This is a genomic window from Victivallis vadensis, from assembly GCF_003096415.1.
Lineage (GTDB): Bacteria > Verrucomicrobiota > Lentisphaeria > Victivallales > Victivallaceae > Victivallis > Victivallis vadensis.
Genome location: NZ_QEKH01000001.1, coordinates 189424 through 205354, shown reverse-complemented (window position 1 = coordinate 205354; position 15931 = coordinate 189424). Strand labels below are relative to the sequence as shown.

Sequence of the window (15931 nt, the reverse complement as noted above, 5' to 3'; positions counted from 1 at the left end):
TCAACGCGAAATGCTGCGCAACTTGAAGCCGACCGCCAGCGTCATCACACCGTACAGGATCAGATAGAATGCGAACACAAGATTGATCCACATGATTCCGGCCAGCGGAAAGAGAGTGATGAAAAATCCGCAGAGAAAACTGAGGATTCCGTTCACCATCGCCATAGTCCGGATGGATCTCGCCACCGTTTTGGCCCGGGCGGCTCCGACGAAAAGCTCGATTGCGTGAAAGATGAACCAGATTCCGAGAATCAGCAGCAAATCCAGACTGCCGAGAAACGGGTTGGCTACCAGAAACAGCCCCGCCAGCAGGAGCAGGAGGCCGTAAAGCAGAATCAGAAAGGAAAATTTTTTGGTCAGGATCATCAGCGCAAACTGCTGGATGCCGCTGCCGAGCAGCATGATGCCCAGCGCCAGCGCCAACACGATCATGATCCAGGCCGGATGAAACAAAAAGATCACGCCCAGCAGGATGGAAATCAACGCCTGCACGACGATGAACAGCCACGAGTGGCCGCCCAGAAGATTGGTGGAAATCAGGATTTTCGGATTTTTAATTTCAGTCATGGTTCATATTCTCCTCTATAAGTTACTCTGTAACCAATATACAACGGTATCGGCGAATTAGCAAATTTTCTGCGGTAAGATATGGTCGTCAGGCGCGCTCCACGCCCTTCGGGGCCGCGCGGGCGTGCGGCAAGGTGCCGCTGCCGGGGCGGCAAGGTGCCGCTGCCGGGTGCGCGCTCTACGCCCTTCGGGGTCGCGCGGCGGCTGGTACTGGCGAGCCTTGGTTGGTTTTCAAGACCATTTACGCGGCGCATACATAAGGCCGCAATGTCACTTACGCGGCGCACAATAAGCGCGGGTTCGCGCCGCGAACGAATGTGCGGGAATTACTTGCCTTTAGCAAGTAACGAGGAACGGTAGTGACGAAGCCGAACGTAGTGAGCGAAGCCCCCCTGGCGCAGCCCGCAACGCGGGCGATGAAGGGTTGGCCGCCGTAGGCGGACAAGTAAGCGGCGAAGCCGCGCCCGCGAGCGGAAGTGCCTTGCAACCGGACCGGCCTCCGCCACCGGCGAGGGGGTCCGGGGGACGTGCGCGACGTCCCCCGGAGCCATCCGCAGGCCGAAGGCGCGGCGCTCACTACCCTCCGGGCACCCCGCCTGTGCTTGCGCTCAAAAGTTGTTACCCTCCGGGCAGCTCTGCCTGTTCTTGACGCAATGCAAAGCCGAGTATAAAACTCACATGCGACTTGAAGGCGGAGATGAATCTCCGCACTCCAAGGTTACCGCACGGCCTTACGGGCATTGTGCCCACGGACTTCCACGGACTGGCACGGAAGGCACGAAAGCTCCTCGGCCTTTCCGGGAACAAGCCGCCGGTGATATTTTTCGTCGTTTTCTGACCGGATCGCGGGAAATGGATATTGAAAAAGTGAACGGCAGGTGATATATTACGAAAATAACCATAAAGGCGGAATAAAGGTTTCTCCGCAGAAAACGGTTTGAAGTATGAAAAAATCAGTTGTCATTGCCATTCTTGCTTTGTTTGCCGCATTCGGTGCGGCGGCCGGCTTCTGCAATGATACGCAACTGAATACGCCGCTTCAGAAGGCGATTGAACTTTCGGAACAGAACTCCGGCGATACTTCGGCCGCTGGGGATTTGGAAGCGGTCGCCCCTTTCCGCAATTCCGATCATACGGGGTGCGTGATGCGTTCGGAAGAGCTGCTGCGCAGCCCGGCGCTGCAGCAGCGCGGCAATTCTTACAGGCTTCCCATCTTCCGGCTTGCCGCCGGAGCTTTTGCATTGGCGTTCCAGTTGAGCTTGGAAACGCCTCCTTCCGGTCACTTCACTCCAGTCACGGACCAATACCCGCAGGTATTGGCCTGGCTTGGATGCAGTGTGGAAGTACGGGCCGGCCCGTTCGCGTAATTTTGTGCGAACCGGCGGCCGTTTCCGGCCTTTCCGTTTCAAGTTTCGGATTTCATGACCACGGGCTGATTGCGGCTTCGTGGGCGATGAAAGCCGAGTAGTCGAGGGTTCCCTTGCCAGTGTTCCTTTTACCGGGACGGGGGCCGGTCTGCCCCGATTCGCACTCTTTTTCCTCCTGTTTTCGCCATGAGGCGGATATTGTGCAGTTCCACTAATGATAATGTAAGAGAGTGCAGTATGAAAAAAGTAGATTTCATGATGACGGCGTTCCGGGACGGTTTCCAGTCGGTATTCGGGGCGCGGGTATTTTCCCAGGACTTCCTGCCGGTGGTCGAAGAAGCCGCCGCTGCCGGAATCACCCACTTCGAGGCGGGAGGCGGCGCGTTGTTTCAGGCCGCTTATTTCTATTCCAATGAGGACGCGTTTCAGGTGATGGACAATTTCCGCAAGATTGCCGGACCTTCCGCCAATCTGCAGACGCTGGCGCGCGGCATCAACGTGGTCGGTCTGGATTCGCAGCCGCGCGACATCATCAAACTGCACGCGCAATTGATGCACAAACACGGCATCTCCACGATCCGCAACTTCGACGCGCTGAATGATGTGAACAATTTGATCTACAGCGGCAAGTGCATTGTGGAAGCCGGTTTGAAGCACGAGGTCACCGTTACGATGATGGAACTGCCTCCGGGCTGCGCCGGCCATACGGTGGAGTTTTACGAGGGGGTGCTGCGCAAAATTCTCGATTCGGGCATTCCGTATGATTCGGTCTGCTTCAAGGATGCTTCCGGCACTTCGACGCCGCGCAAGGTCCACGAAACGATCAAGATGGCGCGGCGGCTGCTGGGCAAGGACATCCGGATCGTTTTCCACTCCCATGAAACCGCCGGCTGCAGCGTGCTGGCCTATATGTCGGCGCTGGAAGCGGGCGCGGACCAGCTCGATTTGTCGATGGTCCCGATGTCCGGCGGCACCTGCCAGCCCGATTTGCTGACCATGTGGCACGCGCTGCGCGGCACGGAGTACGACCTCGGCATCGATCCCAGAAAGATCATGAAGGTCGAGGAGAGCCTCAAGAACGCGATGAAAGACTACTTCATGCCGCCGGAGGCGACCAAGGTCAATCCGCTGATCCCGTTCTTCCCGATGCCGGGCGGCGCGCTGACCGCGAACACCCAGATGCTGCGCGACAACAACCTGATGGACAAGTACCCGGAGATCATCGCCGCGATGGGCGAGGCGGTCGCGAAGGGTGGTTTCGGGACTTCGGTGACCCCGGTTTCGCAGTTCTACTTCCAGCAGGCATTCAATAACGTGATGTTCGGGCCGTGGAAGAAGATCGCCGAGGGATACGGCAAGATGGTGCTCGGCTACTTCGGCCATACTCCGGCGGAACCGGACCCGGAAGTGGTGAAAATCGCCGCCGAACAGCTCAAGCTCGAACCCACCCGGGAGAACCCGCTCGACCTCAACGACGCCAATCCCGCCAAAGGACGCAAGGCCGCGGTCGCGATGCTCGAAGCCAACCAGCTGCCGATCACCGATGAGAACATCTTCATTGCGGCGAGCTGCAGCGACAAGGGCATCCGGTTCCTGAAAGGGGAGGGAACCATCGGCGTGCGCAAGATCGACAAGAAGGCCGAGGCGGAAAAGGCCGCCAAGCAGGATGCCGCCGTTACCGGCGAGATGACGGTTTCGGTGAACGGCAAGAGCTTCGGCGTGAAACTCTCCGGCAATACCGCGGAAATCAACGGCAGAAAATATGAATTCGGCGTGACCGCCGGCATCGCACAGGTGCAGAAGCAGGTTGCGGAAGCCGCTTCATCGGGTTCGACGGAGCAGTTCAAGGAGATTCATTCGACGCTGCCGGGCGCGGTGGTGCGGATTCTGGTCAAGCCGGGCTCACCGGTCAAGGAGGGCGAATCGATCCTTGTGCTGGAGGCGATGAAGATGGAGACGATGGTGACCGCTCCGGTTTCCGGCGTGCTGGCCAGCTGTCAGGTCAAGGAAGGCGAACAGGTTCAGGCCGGTGCGCTGCTCGCGGTGATCAAACACTGAACCGCCAACCGGAGAAGATGAATCATGAATACCAATTGGCTTGATATCTTTCAGGGCGTGGGGGTGATGATGGCCTCCTTCGCCAACGAGCCGGGAATCGCAATCGCCCGGATTCTTCTGGTGCTGCTCGGCTTCCTGCTGATCTACCTCGGTCGCAAGGGCGTGCTTGAGCCGCTGCTGATGATCCCGATGGGACTGGGCATGGCGACGATCAACGTGTCGGCGATGTTCTTCGACCCGATCAATATGGCGGCGGGCGGCAAGGTCGATCCGAATGCGGTGAACAACCTCTTTCTGGATTCGACCGCCAGCAACAACGACCACCTGATGACGTTAATGCAGATCGACTGGCTTCAGCCGGTCTACACGCTGACGTTCAGCAACGGCCTGATCGCGTGCCTGGTCTTTATCGGCATCGGCTCGCTGCTCGACGTCGGCTTCGTGATGGCGCGTCCCTACGTCAGCGCGATCATCGCGCTGTTTGCGGAACTGGGCACGATGCTGACGCTGCCGCTGGCGGTGATGTTCGGCGGTTATTCGCTGCAGGACGCGGCGGCGATCGCGCTGGTCGGCGGCGCCGACGGCCCGATGGTGCTGTTCGCGTCGCTGAAACTGTCGCCGCATTTGTTCGTGCCGATCACGGTGGTGGCGTATATGTACCTCGGACTGGCCTACGGCGGCTTCCCGTACATGATCCGGCTGCTGATCCCGGAAAAGCTGCGCAAGATCCAGATGCCGGCGGATGATCCGGCGAAAAAGGTCACTTCCGGCCAGAAGCTGACGTTCGCAGTGGTCTGCTGCGTGCTGCTGAGCTTCCTGTTCCCGGTGGCTTCACCGCTGTTTTTCTCGCTGTTCCTCGGCATCGCGATCCGGGAGTCCGGGCTGGACAAGTTCCACTATCTGGTCAGTGAAATCGTGCTGTACGCTTCGACCCTGACGCTCGGGTTGCTGCTCGGCGTGCTGTGCGAAGCCAAGACGATCATGGACCCGAAGGTGCTGCCGCTGCTGATCTTCGGTCTGGTGGCGCTCGGCCTCTCCGGCCTCGGCGGCCTGATCGGCGGTTACTTCATGTACTTCGTGACCGGCGGCAAGTTCAATCCGGTGATCGGCATCGCGGGCGTCAGCTGCGTGCCGACGACCGCCAAGGTCGCGCAGAAGTGCGTGAGCAAGGCGAACCCCGGCGCGATCGTGATGCACTATGCGCTGGGCGCGAACATCTTCGGCGTGATTACCACGGCGATCATCGCGGCGATCTACATCAGTTTGTTGAATAAATAGTCGGAGGAGCGGTTATTATGATAAAGGAAGCCTGGGAAGTGATGGGGTTCAGCTATCTGCTGACGATCATCGTATCGCTGCTGGTGGCGGTGGTGATTCACGGAATGACGGTGCTGATCCGGCGGTTCGGCGCCAAGGCCGCGCCGCTGCCCGCGTCGGCGGTGCAGGAGCCGGTGGTGCCGGTGCCGGACGATCCGGATGAAGTGCTGGCCGTGGTGCTGGCCGCCTCGATCCGGATGCAGCGCAATCCGGAAGGAAAGTAACAAAATGGGGGAAAGATATCTGAAATTGCGCACGGTCGTGATCGTCGCGGTCATCGCCGTCTTTGCCTTTTCGATGTTTCCCCTGACGCCGCGCGACTTTTTCGAGACCTTTCGCAGGAGTCTGAAGCGCGCGGACGATCCGGCGGCGGCGAAGCTGGTCGAGGACGCCCGGCTCCGGCAGCAGGCCGAACCGGGCCTCAACCCGGCGGCGGCGCTGCTGGAAGCGGCCGAAGCCGCCCGGATCGAACTGTCGCCGCTGGTCAAGGGCGGCGATATGGCCGGCAACGCGGATGTGATCGCCAAAGTCCGCAAGGAGGCGGCGAGTTCCATCCGGCCCGGTCTCGACCTGAATGGCGGCGTGGAGTTCATTCTGGAACTGGTGCCGGATGACGACCTGCTCGGCAAATTCGCTAAGGAGGGCGGTGCGAAGGACCGGGCCGGAATGGAAAAGCAGATGTCCGCCGAATTCGACCGCTACCGCGAGCAGGCGATTGAAACGCTCCGCAGGCGGCTCGAAACCCAGAATATCTTTGAATCGGAGATCACGCCATACGGCAGCCGGTCGGTTTCGCTGAAAGCGCCGATCGTTTCGCGCGACGAAAAGGACAAGCTGCTTAAGCTGATCAAAATGAGCTGCAAACTGAGCTTCCGGCTGGTTCACCCGCAGAGCGAAGAGCTGCTGAAAGACTATGACCCGGCGGATTCTGCCGCGTTTCTGCCGCCGCCGGGCTATGAGGTGCTTTCCGCCTCGGGCGGCGACCGTGGTTATCATTATCTGGTCGCGAAACGGCCGGAGATGGACGGCCGTTCGGTGGCGCGGGCGATGCCGGTGCGCGACCAGTTCGGCCAGACCAAAATCAGTCTGGAATTCAATTCGGCCGGAGCGGAGCGTTTCGGCGAAGTGACCGGGAAGAATCTGGGGAGGCAGCTCGCGATCGTGCTGGACGGCAAGCTCTACTGCGCTCCGGTGATCCAGAGCGCGATCACCGGCGGCAGCGCGGAGATTTCCGGCAGGTTTTCCAACGAGGAGGCGAAGGATATCGCCGACGCGCTGACCAGCGGCAGTTTCCCGTTCCGGATCAAGGTGACCGCGGTTTACGACACCGCTCCGTCGCTGGGGGCGGACAACGTGCGCAACGGCATCATCGCCGGTGCGTTGGCGATGGTGCTGCTGACGGTTTTCATGTGCGTGTACTACTTCCGGGCCGGCGTGATCGCGTGTCTGGCGCTGGCGGTCAACGTGGTGCTGATTCTCGGCGCGATGGCCGCCTTCGGCGCGACGATGACGATGCCGGGCATCGCGGGTGTGATCCTGACGCTCGGAATGGCGGTGGATGCGAATGTGCTGATCTTCGAGCGGATCCGCGAGGAGCTGAACGGCGGCAAAAGTCTGGCGGCGGCGATCGACCTCGGCTATGAAAAGGCGTTTTCGGCGGTGCTGGACGGAAACCTGACCACCTTGCTCTGCGCACTGATCCTGATGATGCTCGGCAGCGGCCCGGTCAAAGGATTTGCTGTCAGTCTGTCGATCGGCCTGATCGCGAGTTTGTTCACGGCGGTCTGCATGACCCGGCTGATCTTCGACTACATGCTGCGTTTCTTCCACTGGAAGACGCTGAAGATGTGCCATGTGTTCACCCAGCCCGCGTTCAACTTCATCGGCAACCGGAAATGGGCGTTCCTGTTGTCGGGGCTGCTGATCGCGGGGAGTCTCGCGGTACTGGCGTTCAAAGGGGAAAGGATGTTCGGCGTCGATTTCACCGGCGGAACCCGGATCAGCTGCTCGTATGCGGAGGCGGTTTCGACGGGAGAGTTGGAAAAGGTGCTTCGTCCAATCGATCCGAATGTACGGCTGAACTATAAGTCGAACAACTCCGCCGGGGACAACCGCAAACTGGAAATCCTGATCCGTGACCGGAACCGTCCGGCCGGGCAGGAGGAATCCGCGTATGCGTTGAGCGACCGGGTGATCAAACTGCTGAACAGCGAGTTTCCGCAGCTCAGACTTTCTGACGGTTCGGAGAGTACGGTCGGCGGGCTGGTCGGTCTGGAAACCGCCAGAGCGTCGGCGTGGGCGATCGTGCTGGCTTTGCTGGGCATGAGCGTCTATGTGGCGATCCGGTATGAGGTGTCGTTCGCGGCGGCGGGGATTCTGGCGCTGGTGCATGACGTGATCATCGCGCTCGGCATCTTCATTTTGATGGGGCGGGAGCTGTCGCTGCCGGTGGTGGCGGCGCTGCTGACCATCATCGGTTACTCGATCAACGATACGATCGTGATCTTCGACCGGATCCGGGAGGATGCGAAACTTTTCCCCGGCAAGCCGTTCGGGGAGGTGATCAACTATGCGATCAACCGGACGCTGAGCCGGACGATCCTGACCAGCGCGACCACTTTCCTGGTGGTGGCGGTGATGTTCTGCTTCGGCGGCATCGTGATCAACGATTTCATGCTGGTGATGATGCTCGGCATTGTGATCGGAACCTATTCGTCGATCTTCATCGCAAGCCCGATCGTAATGTCGTGGCATCGCAAGATCGGTGTGAACCACTGAAAACAAGGGGGGAGTCAATGATGTTTGGATGGAAAGCTGTGCGGCGCTTGCTGATGCTTCTGCCGGTGTTCGGACTGCTGGCGGCGGGTTGTTCGGAGGAGCAGCCGGTCCGCCTGAGTGAAGTTCGCGTGCTGGATGGAGCGGACCAGTACGCGCTGCCGGGCAAGGCGTTCGCCGAGCCGGTGGTGGTGGAGCTGCTCGGCAGGCCGGAAGCCGGTCTGCTGGGCGGGAGCGGTTCGGAACGGCCGCTGGCGGGGCGCAGACTGCTGGCCGTGGCGGAACAGGATTCCGACCTGGTGCTGGAGCGCGGCGAATTTGAGAGCGACGCCGGCGGCATCGTGCGGATCCCGGTTCAGGCCGGCCGCAAGACCGGGGACCAGTACCTGAAACTGATCCCGGTCGGCGACGAACGCCGCTCGGTGACGGTGCGGCTGACCAGCGGCATCGCGGTGTCGGGAGAGCGGCAGGAGGGGGCGGCGGGAACCACGCTGCCCGATCCGATCTGCATCCGGGTGATGAAGCCGGACGGCACTCCGGCGGCGGGGCGGCGGGTCTTTTTCGAGCTTGCCGAGCAGCCCGCCGCAAAGTCGGAAGCTGCACTTTCCGACCGGGTCGCCTTTACCGACGATACCGGCGTGGCGCAGACTTTCCTCAAACTGAATGACGGCACCGGCCGCTACCGGGTCGATGTGAAGCCGGAGGGGGCGGACGGGCAATTGCTGAGCCGCGGTATTTCGGTCGAAGTGATGGGCCTGAACTTCTGGACGCTGATGCTGAATGCGTTCGCCGGATTGGCGATCTTCGTATGGGGTATGCAGATGATGAGCGACGGCCTGCAGAAGGTGGCCGGGGAGCGGATGAAGGGGATTCTGCGCTTCTTTTCGCAGAACCGCTTCGTGGCGCTGCTGGCCGGCGCGGGCGTGACCGCGGTGATCCAGTCCTCCAGCGCGAGCACGGTGATGGTGATCGGCTTCATCAACGCCGGGCTGCTGAATCTCGCGCAGGCGGTCGGCATCATCATCGGCACGAATATCGGCACGACCATCACCGCGCAGATCGTCTCATTCGATGTGAGCGTGCTGGCGATGCCGGCGATCATCATCGGATTGCTGCTTTACTTTGTGACCTGGAAGGGGATACGCGGGTTCGGAGAAACGGTTCTCGGCTTCGGTTTCCTGTTCTTCGGCATGGTGATCATGAGCGATGAACTGACCGGAATCGGTTCATTTCCATCGGTGGAAAGGCTGTTCTCCCATTTCGACTGCACCCCGGCGGACGGCGTGATGCCGTTCGGCGCGGTGATGGGCGCGCTGGCGATCGGATTGATCGTGACGATGATCATCCAGTCCAGCTCTGCGTCGACCGGCATTGTGATCGCGCTGGGGGCGAGCGGGCTGGTCAATTTCTACACCGCGATTCCGCTGATTCTCGGCGCGAACATCGGCACGACCGTGACCGCGCAGCTGGCGGCGATCACCGCCAACCGGGTGGCGAAGCAGGCGGCGCTGGCGCATACGCTGTTCAATGTGTTCGGCACCATATTGATGCTGGTTTTCTTCTACGTGCCGTGGGGGCGTTCCGGAATTCCGGTGTTCTACTATATCGTCGATGCGATGACCGGCGGCGACGCTTTCGCGGCGATTCCGCAGAACGTGCCGCGTCATATCGCAAACGCGCACACTCTGTTCAATGTGTTCACGGCGATCATCCTGCTGCCCTTCGTGCCGCAGCTGGCGCGGCTGTGCGAGAAGATCATTCCGGCGGGACGCAGGAAAGTCAAGTATGTCAGCCTTGACCCGCACCTGCTGGAAAATCCGGCGATCGCGTTGCAGCAGAGCGTGCTGCAGCTCCGCACGATGGTGCGCAATTCGTGGCAGCTGCTGGACCGGACGATGCACGACGACATCTTCGACGGGCGCATCGACAATGCGAAACGCGAGGAGTGGAGCCGCCGCGAGGCCAGGATCGACCGGATGCAGTCCGAAATCACCGGCTATCTGGTGCAGTTGATGCAGCGGCAGCTTTCACCGGAGGAGTCGCGGCTGGTTCCGGTGGTGACCCACTGCACCAACGATGCGGAACGGCTGGCGGATTACGCGGAGAACATCATCACCCAGTCGGAACGGCTGTTGGAATTCAAGCAGAAACTGACGAAGAAGTCGGAAAAAGACCTGAGAACGCTGTTCAACCGGATTTCCGACATGGCCGCCGAGGTGATCGAGGCGCTGGACGGCGCTTCCGCCGCCAGAGCGCAGACGGCGCGCAAGCTCGGCGGCGAGGCGCGCAAGCTGGCGGACAAGCTCGAAAACAACCATCTGGAGACCCTGCGCAAGGAGGACTATAACGCGCCGAACGGAGTGATTTTCATGTCGCTGCTGGGAATTCTGCGGCAGGTCACGGAGCGGCTGGACAATATCGCGGTTCGTACCGGGATGCTGGTCGACTACGACCTGACGAAGAAGTGATCTGCACTGTTTGCTTTTGATATAATCAGGTTCCCTTTTCCGGGGCGGAAGAGCGTATCCACTCAATACGCGATTCCGTCCCGTTTTTTTATTCCGGCGGTGGCGTTTCCGCCGTGTTTGTGATATCTTATGAAAAGTAAACGGAATCACCACATGGGCATGGAAATCGCGATTGCTCCTTCCGGGCGGCTGCGGCTGGAGGGGGCGGAGAATATTTTTGCGGAGGGCAACGGCGCCGGACTTTTCCGGCTGCTGGCCGATCCCCTGCCGCCGGATGCGGGGGCTTCATGCAGTTTTTTTCGGCGGCTGGCGCGGGATTATGCGATGCGCCTGTGCCGCTCGGCGACGGGGGAGGGGAGCGATCCCTTTGCGGCGGCGCTGCCGGACCGGGAACAGATCGAAGCCGAGCTTTTCGACCGCCCGCCGCTGACGGGTGGCGAGTATCTGGACGGCGAACTTCTGGAACGCTGCCACCGCGAATTGGCCGAATGGGCGAAGCGGGAGTTTGAAGCGGCGGAACTGCCGTTCGAGGAGTGGCTTCGCAAGCTGAATCCGGCCTGGCGCGACGTGGGGCGGATCAGCTTCCATCTCGCGGAAAACAAAAGCGATCCGGACGGGGCGCACCCCTTTCTCTTTCTGGCGACCTTCATTCACCGAGTCAGCGAAAGCGACCAGCCCAGGCACCTGCCGCTTGGCGCCGCGCTGAAGGCGTATGCGAACGACCGGAATGCGCTTTTGTCCATGCTCCGCCCGATTCAGGAGGCGGCGAAGGGGAGTGCGCTGATCGCGTCATTGCTGGCCGACCGGAGCATCTACCGGCCCGGCGTGTGGAGCGCCCGCGAGGCCTATGCGTTTTTGCAGGATATTCCGGTGTTCGAGGCCGCCAATATCGTGGTGCGCATGGCGAACCTGTGGAAACGCGCGCCGAAAAAACTTCAGGTGCAGATTTCATTGGACACGGTTGGAAAGCGCGGCTTCCTCAGCGGGGATTCGCTGCTGCGTTTTTCGGTCAACGCCGTGATCGGAGGCACTCCGCTGAGCGAACGGGAACTGGAGGAGCTTTTGAAGTCCGGGGACGGGCTGGTGCGGCTGAAAGGCGAATGGATCGAGGCGGATTCCGAAAAGATCGGGCAACTGCTGAGTGCCTGGCGTCGCGCCGCGGCGGCAGTGCCGGGATTGCCGGTCATGCAGGGGATGAGGCTGCTGGCGGGGGGCGCCGTTCCGGGCGGCGGGGCGCTGCCGGAGCTGGATCGCGGCCTCTGCCGCGTGGAGATGGTGGGCGAGCTGGAAAAACAGTTCAGGGAGTTGACCGCGCCGGAGCGAATGCAGTTGCCGCCGTTGCCGGAGAAATTGTCGAATACCCTGCGTCCATACCAGTTGGATGGCGTCAAATTCCTGTGGGGCATGACCCGGATCGGGATGGGGCCGTGTCTGGCGGACGATATGGGGCTGGGCAAGACGCTGCAGATTCTGACTTATCTGGAGCTGCTGCGCCGCAACGGCGATCTCGCCGGATTGCCCGCGCTGCTGGTGCTGCCGGCCTCGCTGCTGAACAACTGGAAGAACGAGGCGGAAAAGTTCACGCCGGAATTGAAGGTCAAACTGCTGCACCCGTCGCTGCTGTCGCCGGATGAACTGGCGGAATTTGACGGGGACCCGGCAGGATTTTTGCGGCGATATGACCTGGTCGCAACCACTTACGCTCTGGTGACGCGCTATATGGAATTGGCGCGGCTGGAATTTCCGCTGGTGATCGCCGATGAAGCGCAGGCACTGAAGAATCCCGGTTCACAGCAGAGCCGGGCGGTGCGCCGCCTGAAAGGGGCGCGACGGATCGCATTGACCGGCACTCCGGTTGAAAACCGGCTGACCGATCTGTGGAGCATCTTCGACTTCACCAATCCGGGACTGCTCGGCTCGCTGAATGAATTTGTCGACTTCACCCGCCGCCTGACGCCGGAGGACGGGCCGGTGAATCTGGCGCCGCTGCGGCGGCTGACCGGTTTCTACATCCTGCGGCGGCTGAAAAGCGACAAGTCGATCATCCGCGATCTGCCGGACAAGGTGGAGCTGAACCGCTTCTGCCGCCTGACCAAACACCAGGCGGTGCTGTATCAGCAGGTGGTGGACCGGATGCGCCGCGAACTCGAAGCCGCCGATGAATTTCAGAAGAAAGGTGTTGTGCTGAAAAGCCTGATGCAGTTCAAGCAGCTGTGCAACCATCCCGCGCAATATACGGGGGAGGGGGATTTCAAAGCGGAGGAGAGCGGCAAATTTCTGGAACTGGCCGAACTCGCGGAGAAGATCGCGATGAAGCAGGAAAAGGTGCTGGTATTCACGCAGTTCCGGGAGATGACCGACCCGCTGCACGAACTGTTGAGCCGGGTGTTCGGCCGTCCGGGGCTGATCCTGCACGGCGGCACTTCGATCCGGGCGCGCGCCCGACTGGTCGAGGCGTTCCAGAAGGAAGAGGGACCGCCGTTTTTCGTGCTGTCGCTGAAGGCCGCCGGAACCGGCCTGAACCTGACCGCCGCGAGCCATGTGATCCACTTCGACCGCTGGTGGAATCCGGCGGTGGAGAATCAGGCGACCGACCGGGCCTACCGGATCGGACAGCACCGCAATGTGCTGGTGCACAAGTTCATCTGTTCGGGCACGATTGAAGAGAAGATCAACAGCCTGATCTGGTCGAAGCGTAAACTGGCCGATTCGGTGGTCACTTCCGGCGGGGAGGTGCCGCTGACCGAGCTGGACACCTCGGAACTGCTTGAACTGGTGAAACTTGACATCCATCATATCGAGGTATGAATATGTTTGATTACGATGATTATAATCCGGTCCGTTCGGTGGGGGAGCGCAAGGCGCTGGCGGCAAAGCTGGCGAAGCAGTACGCCGGGAAGACGGGGCGCGAACTGCATCCGGTGACCGCGAACGGCCGTTCGATTGCGAAGAGTTTCTGGGGCAAGGCGTGGTGCCGCAACATCGAATCCTATCAGGACTACGAAAGCCGCCTGCCGCGCGGGCGCTCCTATCTGAAAAACGGAGCAGTAATCGACCTCAATATCGAGCCGGGGCTGGTGACGGCGATGGTGGCGGGCAGTGAACTCTATCAGGTGAAGATTGCGATTGATCCGCTGGATGAGGAACGGTGGAACGCGATCAAACGGGCCTGTGCCGGGAAGATCGGTTCGCTGATTGATCTGGTGCAGGGAAAGTTGTCGGATGAAATCATCGGGATTTTGTGTGCGCCGGATACAGGCTTGTTTCCGCTTCCGGATGAAATCCGCCTCGACTGCGACTGCCCGGACTGGGCGGACCTGTGCAAACATCTTGCGGCGGTGCTGTATGGAATCGGAGCGAAGCTGGATGAGGACCCGGGGCTTTTTTTCGTGTTGCGCGGAGTGGATCGCAACGAACTTTTCGAGGGTGATCTTGCCGCGGCTCTGCCGCCGGAAGCAGCGGATCTGGACGCCGCTGCCCTGGGAGATGCCTTCGGCATTGATCTGGACACGCTCTGAAAATCGAATTTTTCCAAAATCTGAGCTTGCAAATCGTTATTTCAACAGTATATTAAAAAGCGTTGACACAAAGTGCACCCATAGCTCAATTGGATAGAGCGTCTGGCTACGGACCAGAAGGTTAGGGGTTCAAATCCCTTTGGGTGTACCATTTTACCCTCTGATTCCTCAAAAAAGTGCCATTCGGTGCCGTTCCCGCCTTTCAATCCTCGAAATCAGTGGTATTTTAGCTCACAAGGATAGTTACGAGGAAACAGGGCAATGGCGAGGAAAGTCATGAAGCAGGAAGTCGGTACCATCTACCAGAAACCAAGCGGAACTTACTATTATCGCTATCAGATCAATGGTGAACGAAAAGCGATCAGCCTGAAAACCAAAAATCAGGAAGAAGCGAAGCGGAAAGTCAAAGAGTTGCTTCCGGTTCTGAAAGCAACCAGCATAGAGGTCGTTTCGGCACACGTCGCTCACGCGCGCAATCTGATCAAACCGGCAAACGTGTTGCCGCTTGCCGAGGTGTGGAACACTTATTCCAAACATCCGAACCGCGCCACCCCTGCGACCGTAAACGAACGGCTCAATTATGAAGCCGATTTGCGAGATTTCCTGGCATCTCTGCCGGAAAGCTGCCAATATCTTCACGAAGTGACGCCGGCACTCGCCGATGCCTATGCGCAAAAGCTCCGGGAACGTCAACTGGCCGTTGATACGCACAACCGCAACCTCCATGGTCGGAAAGAAAACCAGCTCCCAGTGCGGAACCGGTCCCGGCAGTGGCGGACGGCGCTCCAGCGCCGCGATCATCCGTTCTCTCGGTGTGGAATTCATTGCCGGGCCTCCCGGTCGACCTTGTCCCACTCCCGCAGCGCGGTCAGCGCCGTTTCCGGCTCCACCAGTACGCCCAATTCCAATTCCTTGACGATGCCGCCAGCCGGATCGTAGAGGTGCCGGGCGACATTGCGCACGAAGGTCCGCGCCGCCTCCGGCGTTTTGGTCAACACCTGCTGGCGGTCGATTTCACCGAAGAACGTCAGTTTTCCTTTGGCGACGGTTGCGACCTTTTCCAGATTCATGCAGCCGATCTGGAAGTTGCCGATGTCGAGCCCGAGCTCGACCAGATCGGGAAGAATCGCCTCGATGTTGCCGTCGGAGTGCATGAATGCGAATTTGCCCGCGGCGTGGCAGCAGTCGATGAATTTCCGGTAGATCGGCTTGAAAAGTTCCCGCCAGGTCGCCGGGTCGATCAGCAGCGCCTGCTGGGAACCCCAGTCGTCCATGTAGGCGATGCCGTCGACGTCGGTTTTGCACCAGAATTCGATTTCCCTGACGTAATAGTCGGTGATCGCCGCGAGGATGACATCCACATTCTCCTCGCGCAGCGCCATATCCATCATTGCATTTTCCGTGCCGCGCAGGAACTGGTAACGCTCCCACGGACGCGGATTGCAACCGGCAAAAACGAATTTATCGGTGTTGCGGCAGAATTCATTGACCTGCGCGATCGCCGCCGCCTCATTCTTCGGCAGCAGTTCGTAAGGTGGCTTGAGGCCGCTCAGGTCTTCCAGTTCCGGGATCAGCGGCGTTTTGACTTCCCCGATCATGCCGGGGTTGATATTGGTGAACACGCAGCCCCACTCATCCACATAAATCCCTTCGGCAAAGGGATCGCCGGAGAGGCAGGAGGAGGGATCATACGGAGCCGGCGCCCATTCGCAGTCGGCCGGAAACTCCTTCATGATCGCCGCATAATCATCCGGACGGCTCCAGATGAAAGCGGGCAGCGCGAAAACGCAGCACCCCAGCCGGTCCGGGTGGTCGAAAGTAAAGGTTTTGCGCATAACCTCGCGCGGTGTCTGTGCCATAG

11 protein-coding genes and 1 tRNA gene are annotated in these 15931 nt (G+C 60.1%); 9 read left to right on the top strand and 3 right to left on the bottom strand.

Translation table 11 applies throughout. From position 1 onward, the window contains the following. Positions 1-567: a DUF308 domain-containing protein gene (locus C8D82_RS00895; protein WP_116882374.1), complete on the bottom strand. Its 567-nt coding sequence runs from the start codon at positions 565-567 to the stop codon at positions 1-3. Positions 568-1511: 944 nt separating this feature from the next. Here C8D82_RS00895 and C8D82_RS00890 point away from each other — a divergent pair. The 9 genes from C8D82_RS00890 (at position 1512) to C8D82_RS00850 (ending at position 14221) form a co-directional block, all read left to right on the top strand. Next, positions 1512-1934 (top strand): hypothetical protein, encoded by a 423-nt coding sequence (locus C8D82_RS00890; protein ID WP_116882373.1) that lies wholly within the window; start codon positions 1512-1514, stop codon positions 1932-1934. Positions 1935-2171: 237 nt separating this feature from the next. Then, complete coding sequence (locus C8D82_RS00885; protein WP_116882372.1) at positions 2172-3992, top strand: biotin/lipoyl-containing protein; 1821 nt, start codon at positions 2172-2174, stop codon at positions 3990-3992. Between the two features lie 21 nt (positions 3993-4013). Further along, complete coding sequence (locus C8D82_RS00880; RefSeq protein ID WP_187144151.1) at positions 4014-5270, top strand: sodium ion-translocating decarboxylase subunit beta; 1257 nt, start codon at positions 4014-4016, stop codon at positions 5268-5270. 17 nt (positions 5271-5287) lie between these two features. Next, entirely contained in the window at positions 5288-5533 is a 246-nt protein-coding gene (locus C8D82_RS00875; RefSeq protein WP_116882370.1) for a hypothetical protein, read from the top strand. Positions 5534-5537: 4 nt separating this feature from the next. Continuing rightward, positions 5538-8087: a protein translocase subunit SecD gene (gene secD / locus C8D82_RS00870; protein ID WP_116882369.1), complete on the top strand. Its 2550-nt coding sequence runs from the start codon at positions 5538-5540 to the stop codon at positions 8085-8087. Between the two features lie 17 nt (positions 8088-8104). Further along, positions 8105-10552 carry a Na/Pi cotransporter family protein gene (locus C8D82_RS00865; protein ID WP_116882368.1) on the top strand — a complete coding sequence of 816 codons (2448 nt, stop codon included), beginning with the start codon at positions 8105-8107 and terminating at the stop codon, positions 10550-10552. A 153-nt stretch (positions 10553-10705) separates the two neighbouring features. Then, positions 10706-13360, top strand: a complete 2655-nt coding sequence (locus tag C8D82_RS00860; protein WP_165832743.1) for a DEAD/DEAH box helicase — start codon at positions 10706-10708, stop codon at positions 13358-13360. Positions 13361-13362: 2 nt separating this feature from the next. Then, positions 13363-14070: an SWIM zinc finger family protein gene (locus C8D82_RS00855; RefSeq protein WP_165832742.1), complete on the top strand. Its 708-nt coding sequence runs from the start codon at positions 13363-13365 to the stop codon at positions 14068-14070. Between the two features lie 74 nt (positions 14071-14144). Beyond that, positions 14145-14221 (top strand) — tRNA-Arg (locus tag C8D82_RS00850). Between the two features lie 92 nt (positions 14222-14313). Here the strand turns inward: C8D82_RS00850 and C8D82_RS00845 are convergent. Both C8D82_RS00845 and C8D82_RS00840 read right to left on the bottom strand, forming a co-directional pair. Then, entirely contained in the window at positions 14314-14895 is a 582-nt protein-coding gene (locus C8D82_RS00845; protein WP_116882365.1) for a hypothetical protein, read from the bottom strand. Then, entirely contained in the window at positions 14892-15929 is a 1038-nt protein-coding gene (locus C8D82_RS00840; protein ID WP_116882364.1) for a uroporphyrinogen decarboxylase family protein, read from the bottom strand. The genes C8D82_RS00845 and C8D82_RS00840 overlap by 4 nt, the downstream gene beginning before the upstream one ends. Positions 15930-15931 lie beyond the last annotated feature (2 nt).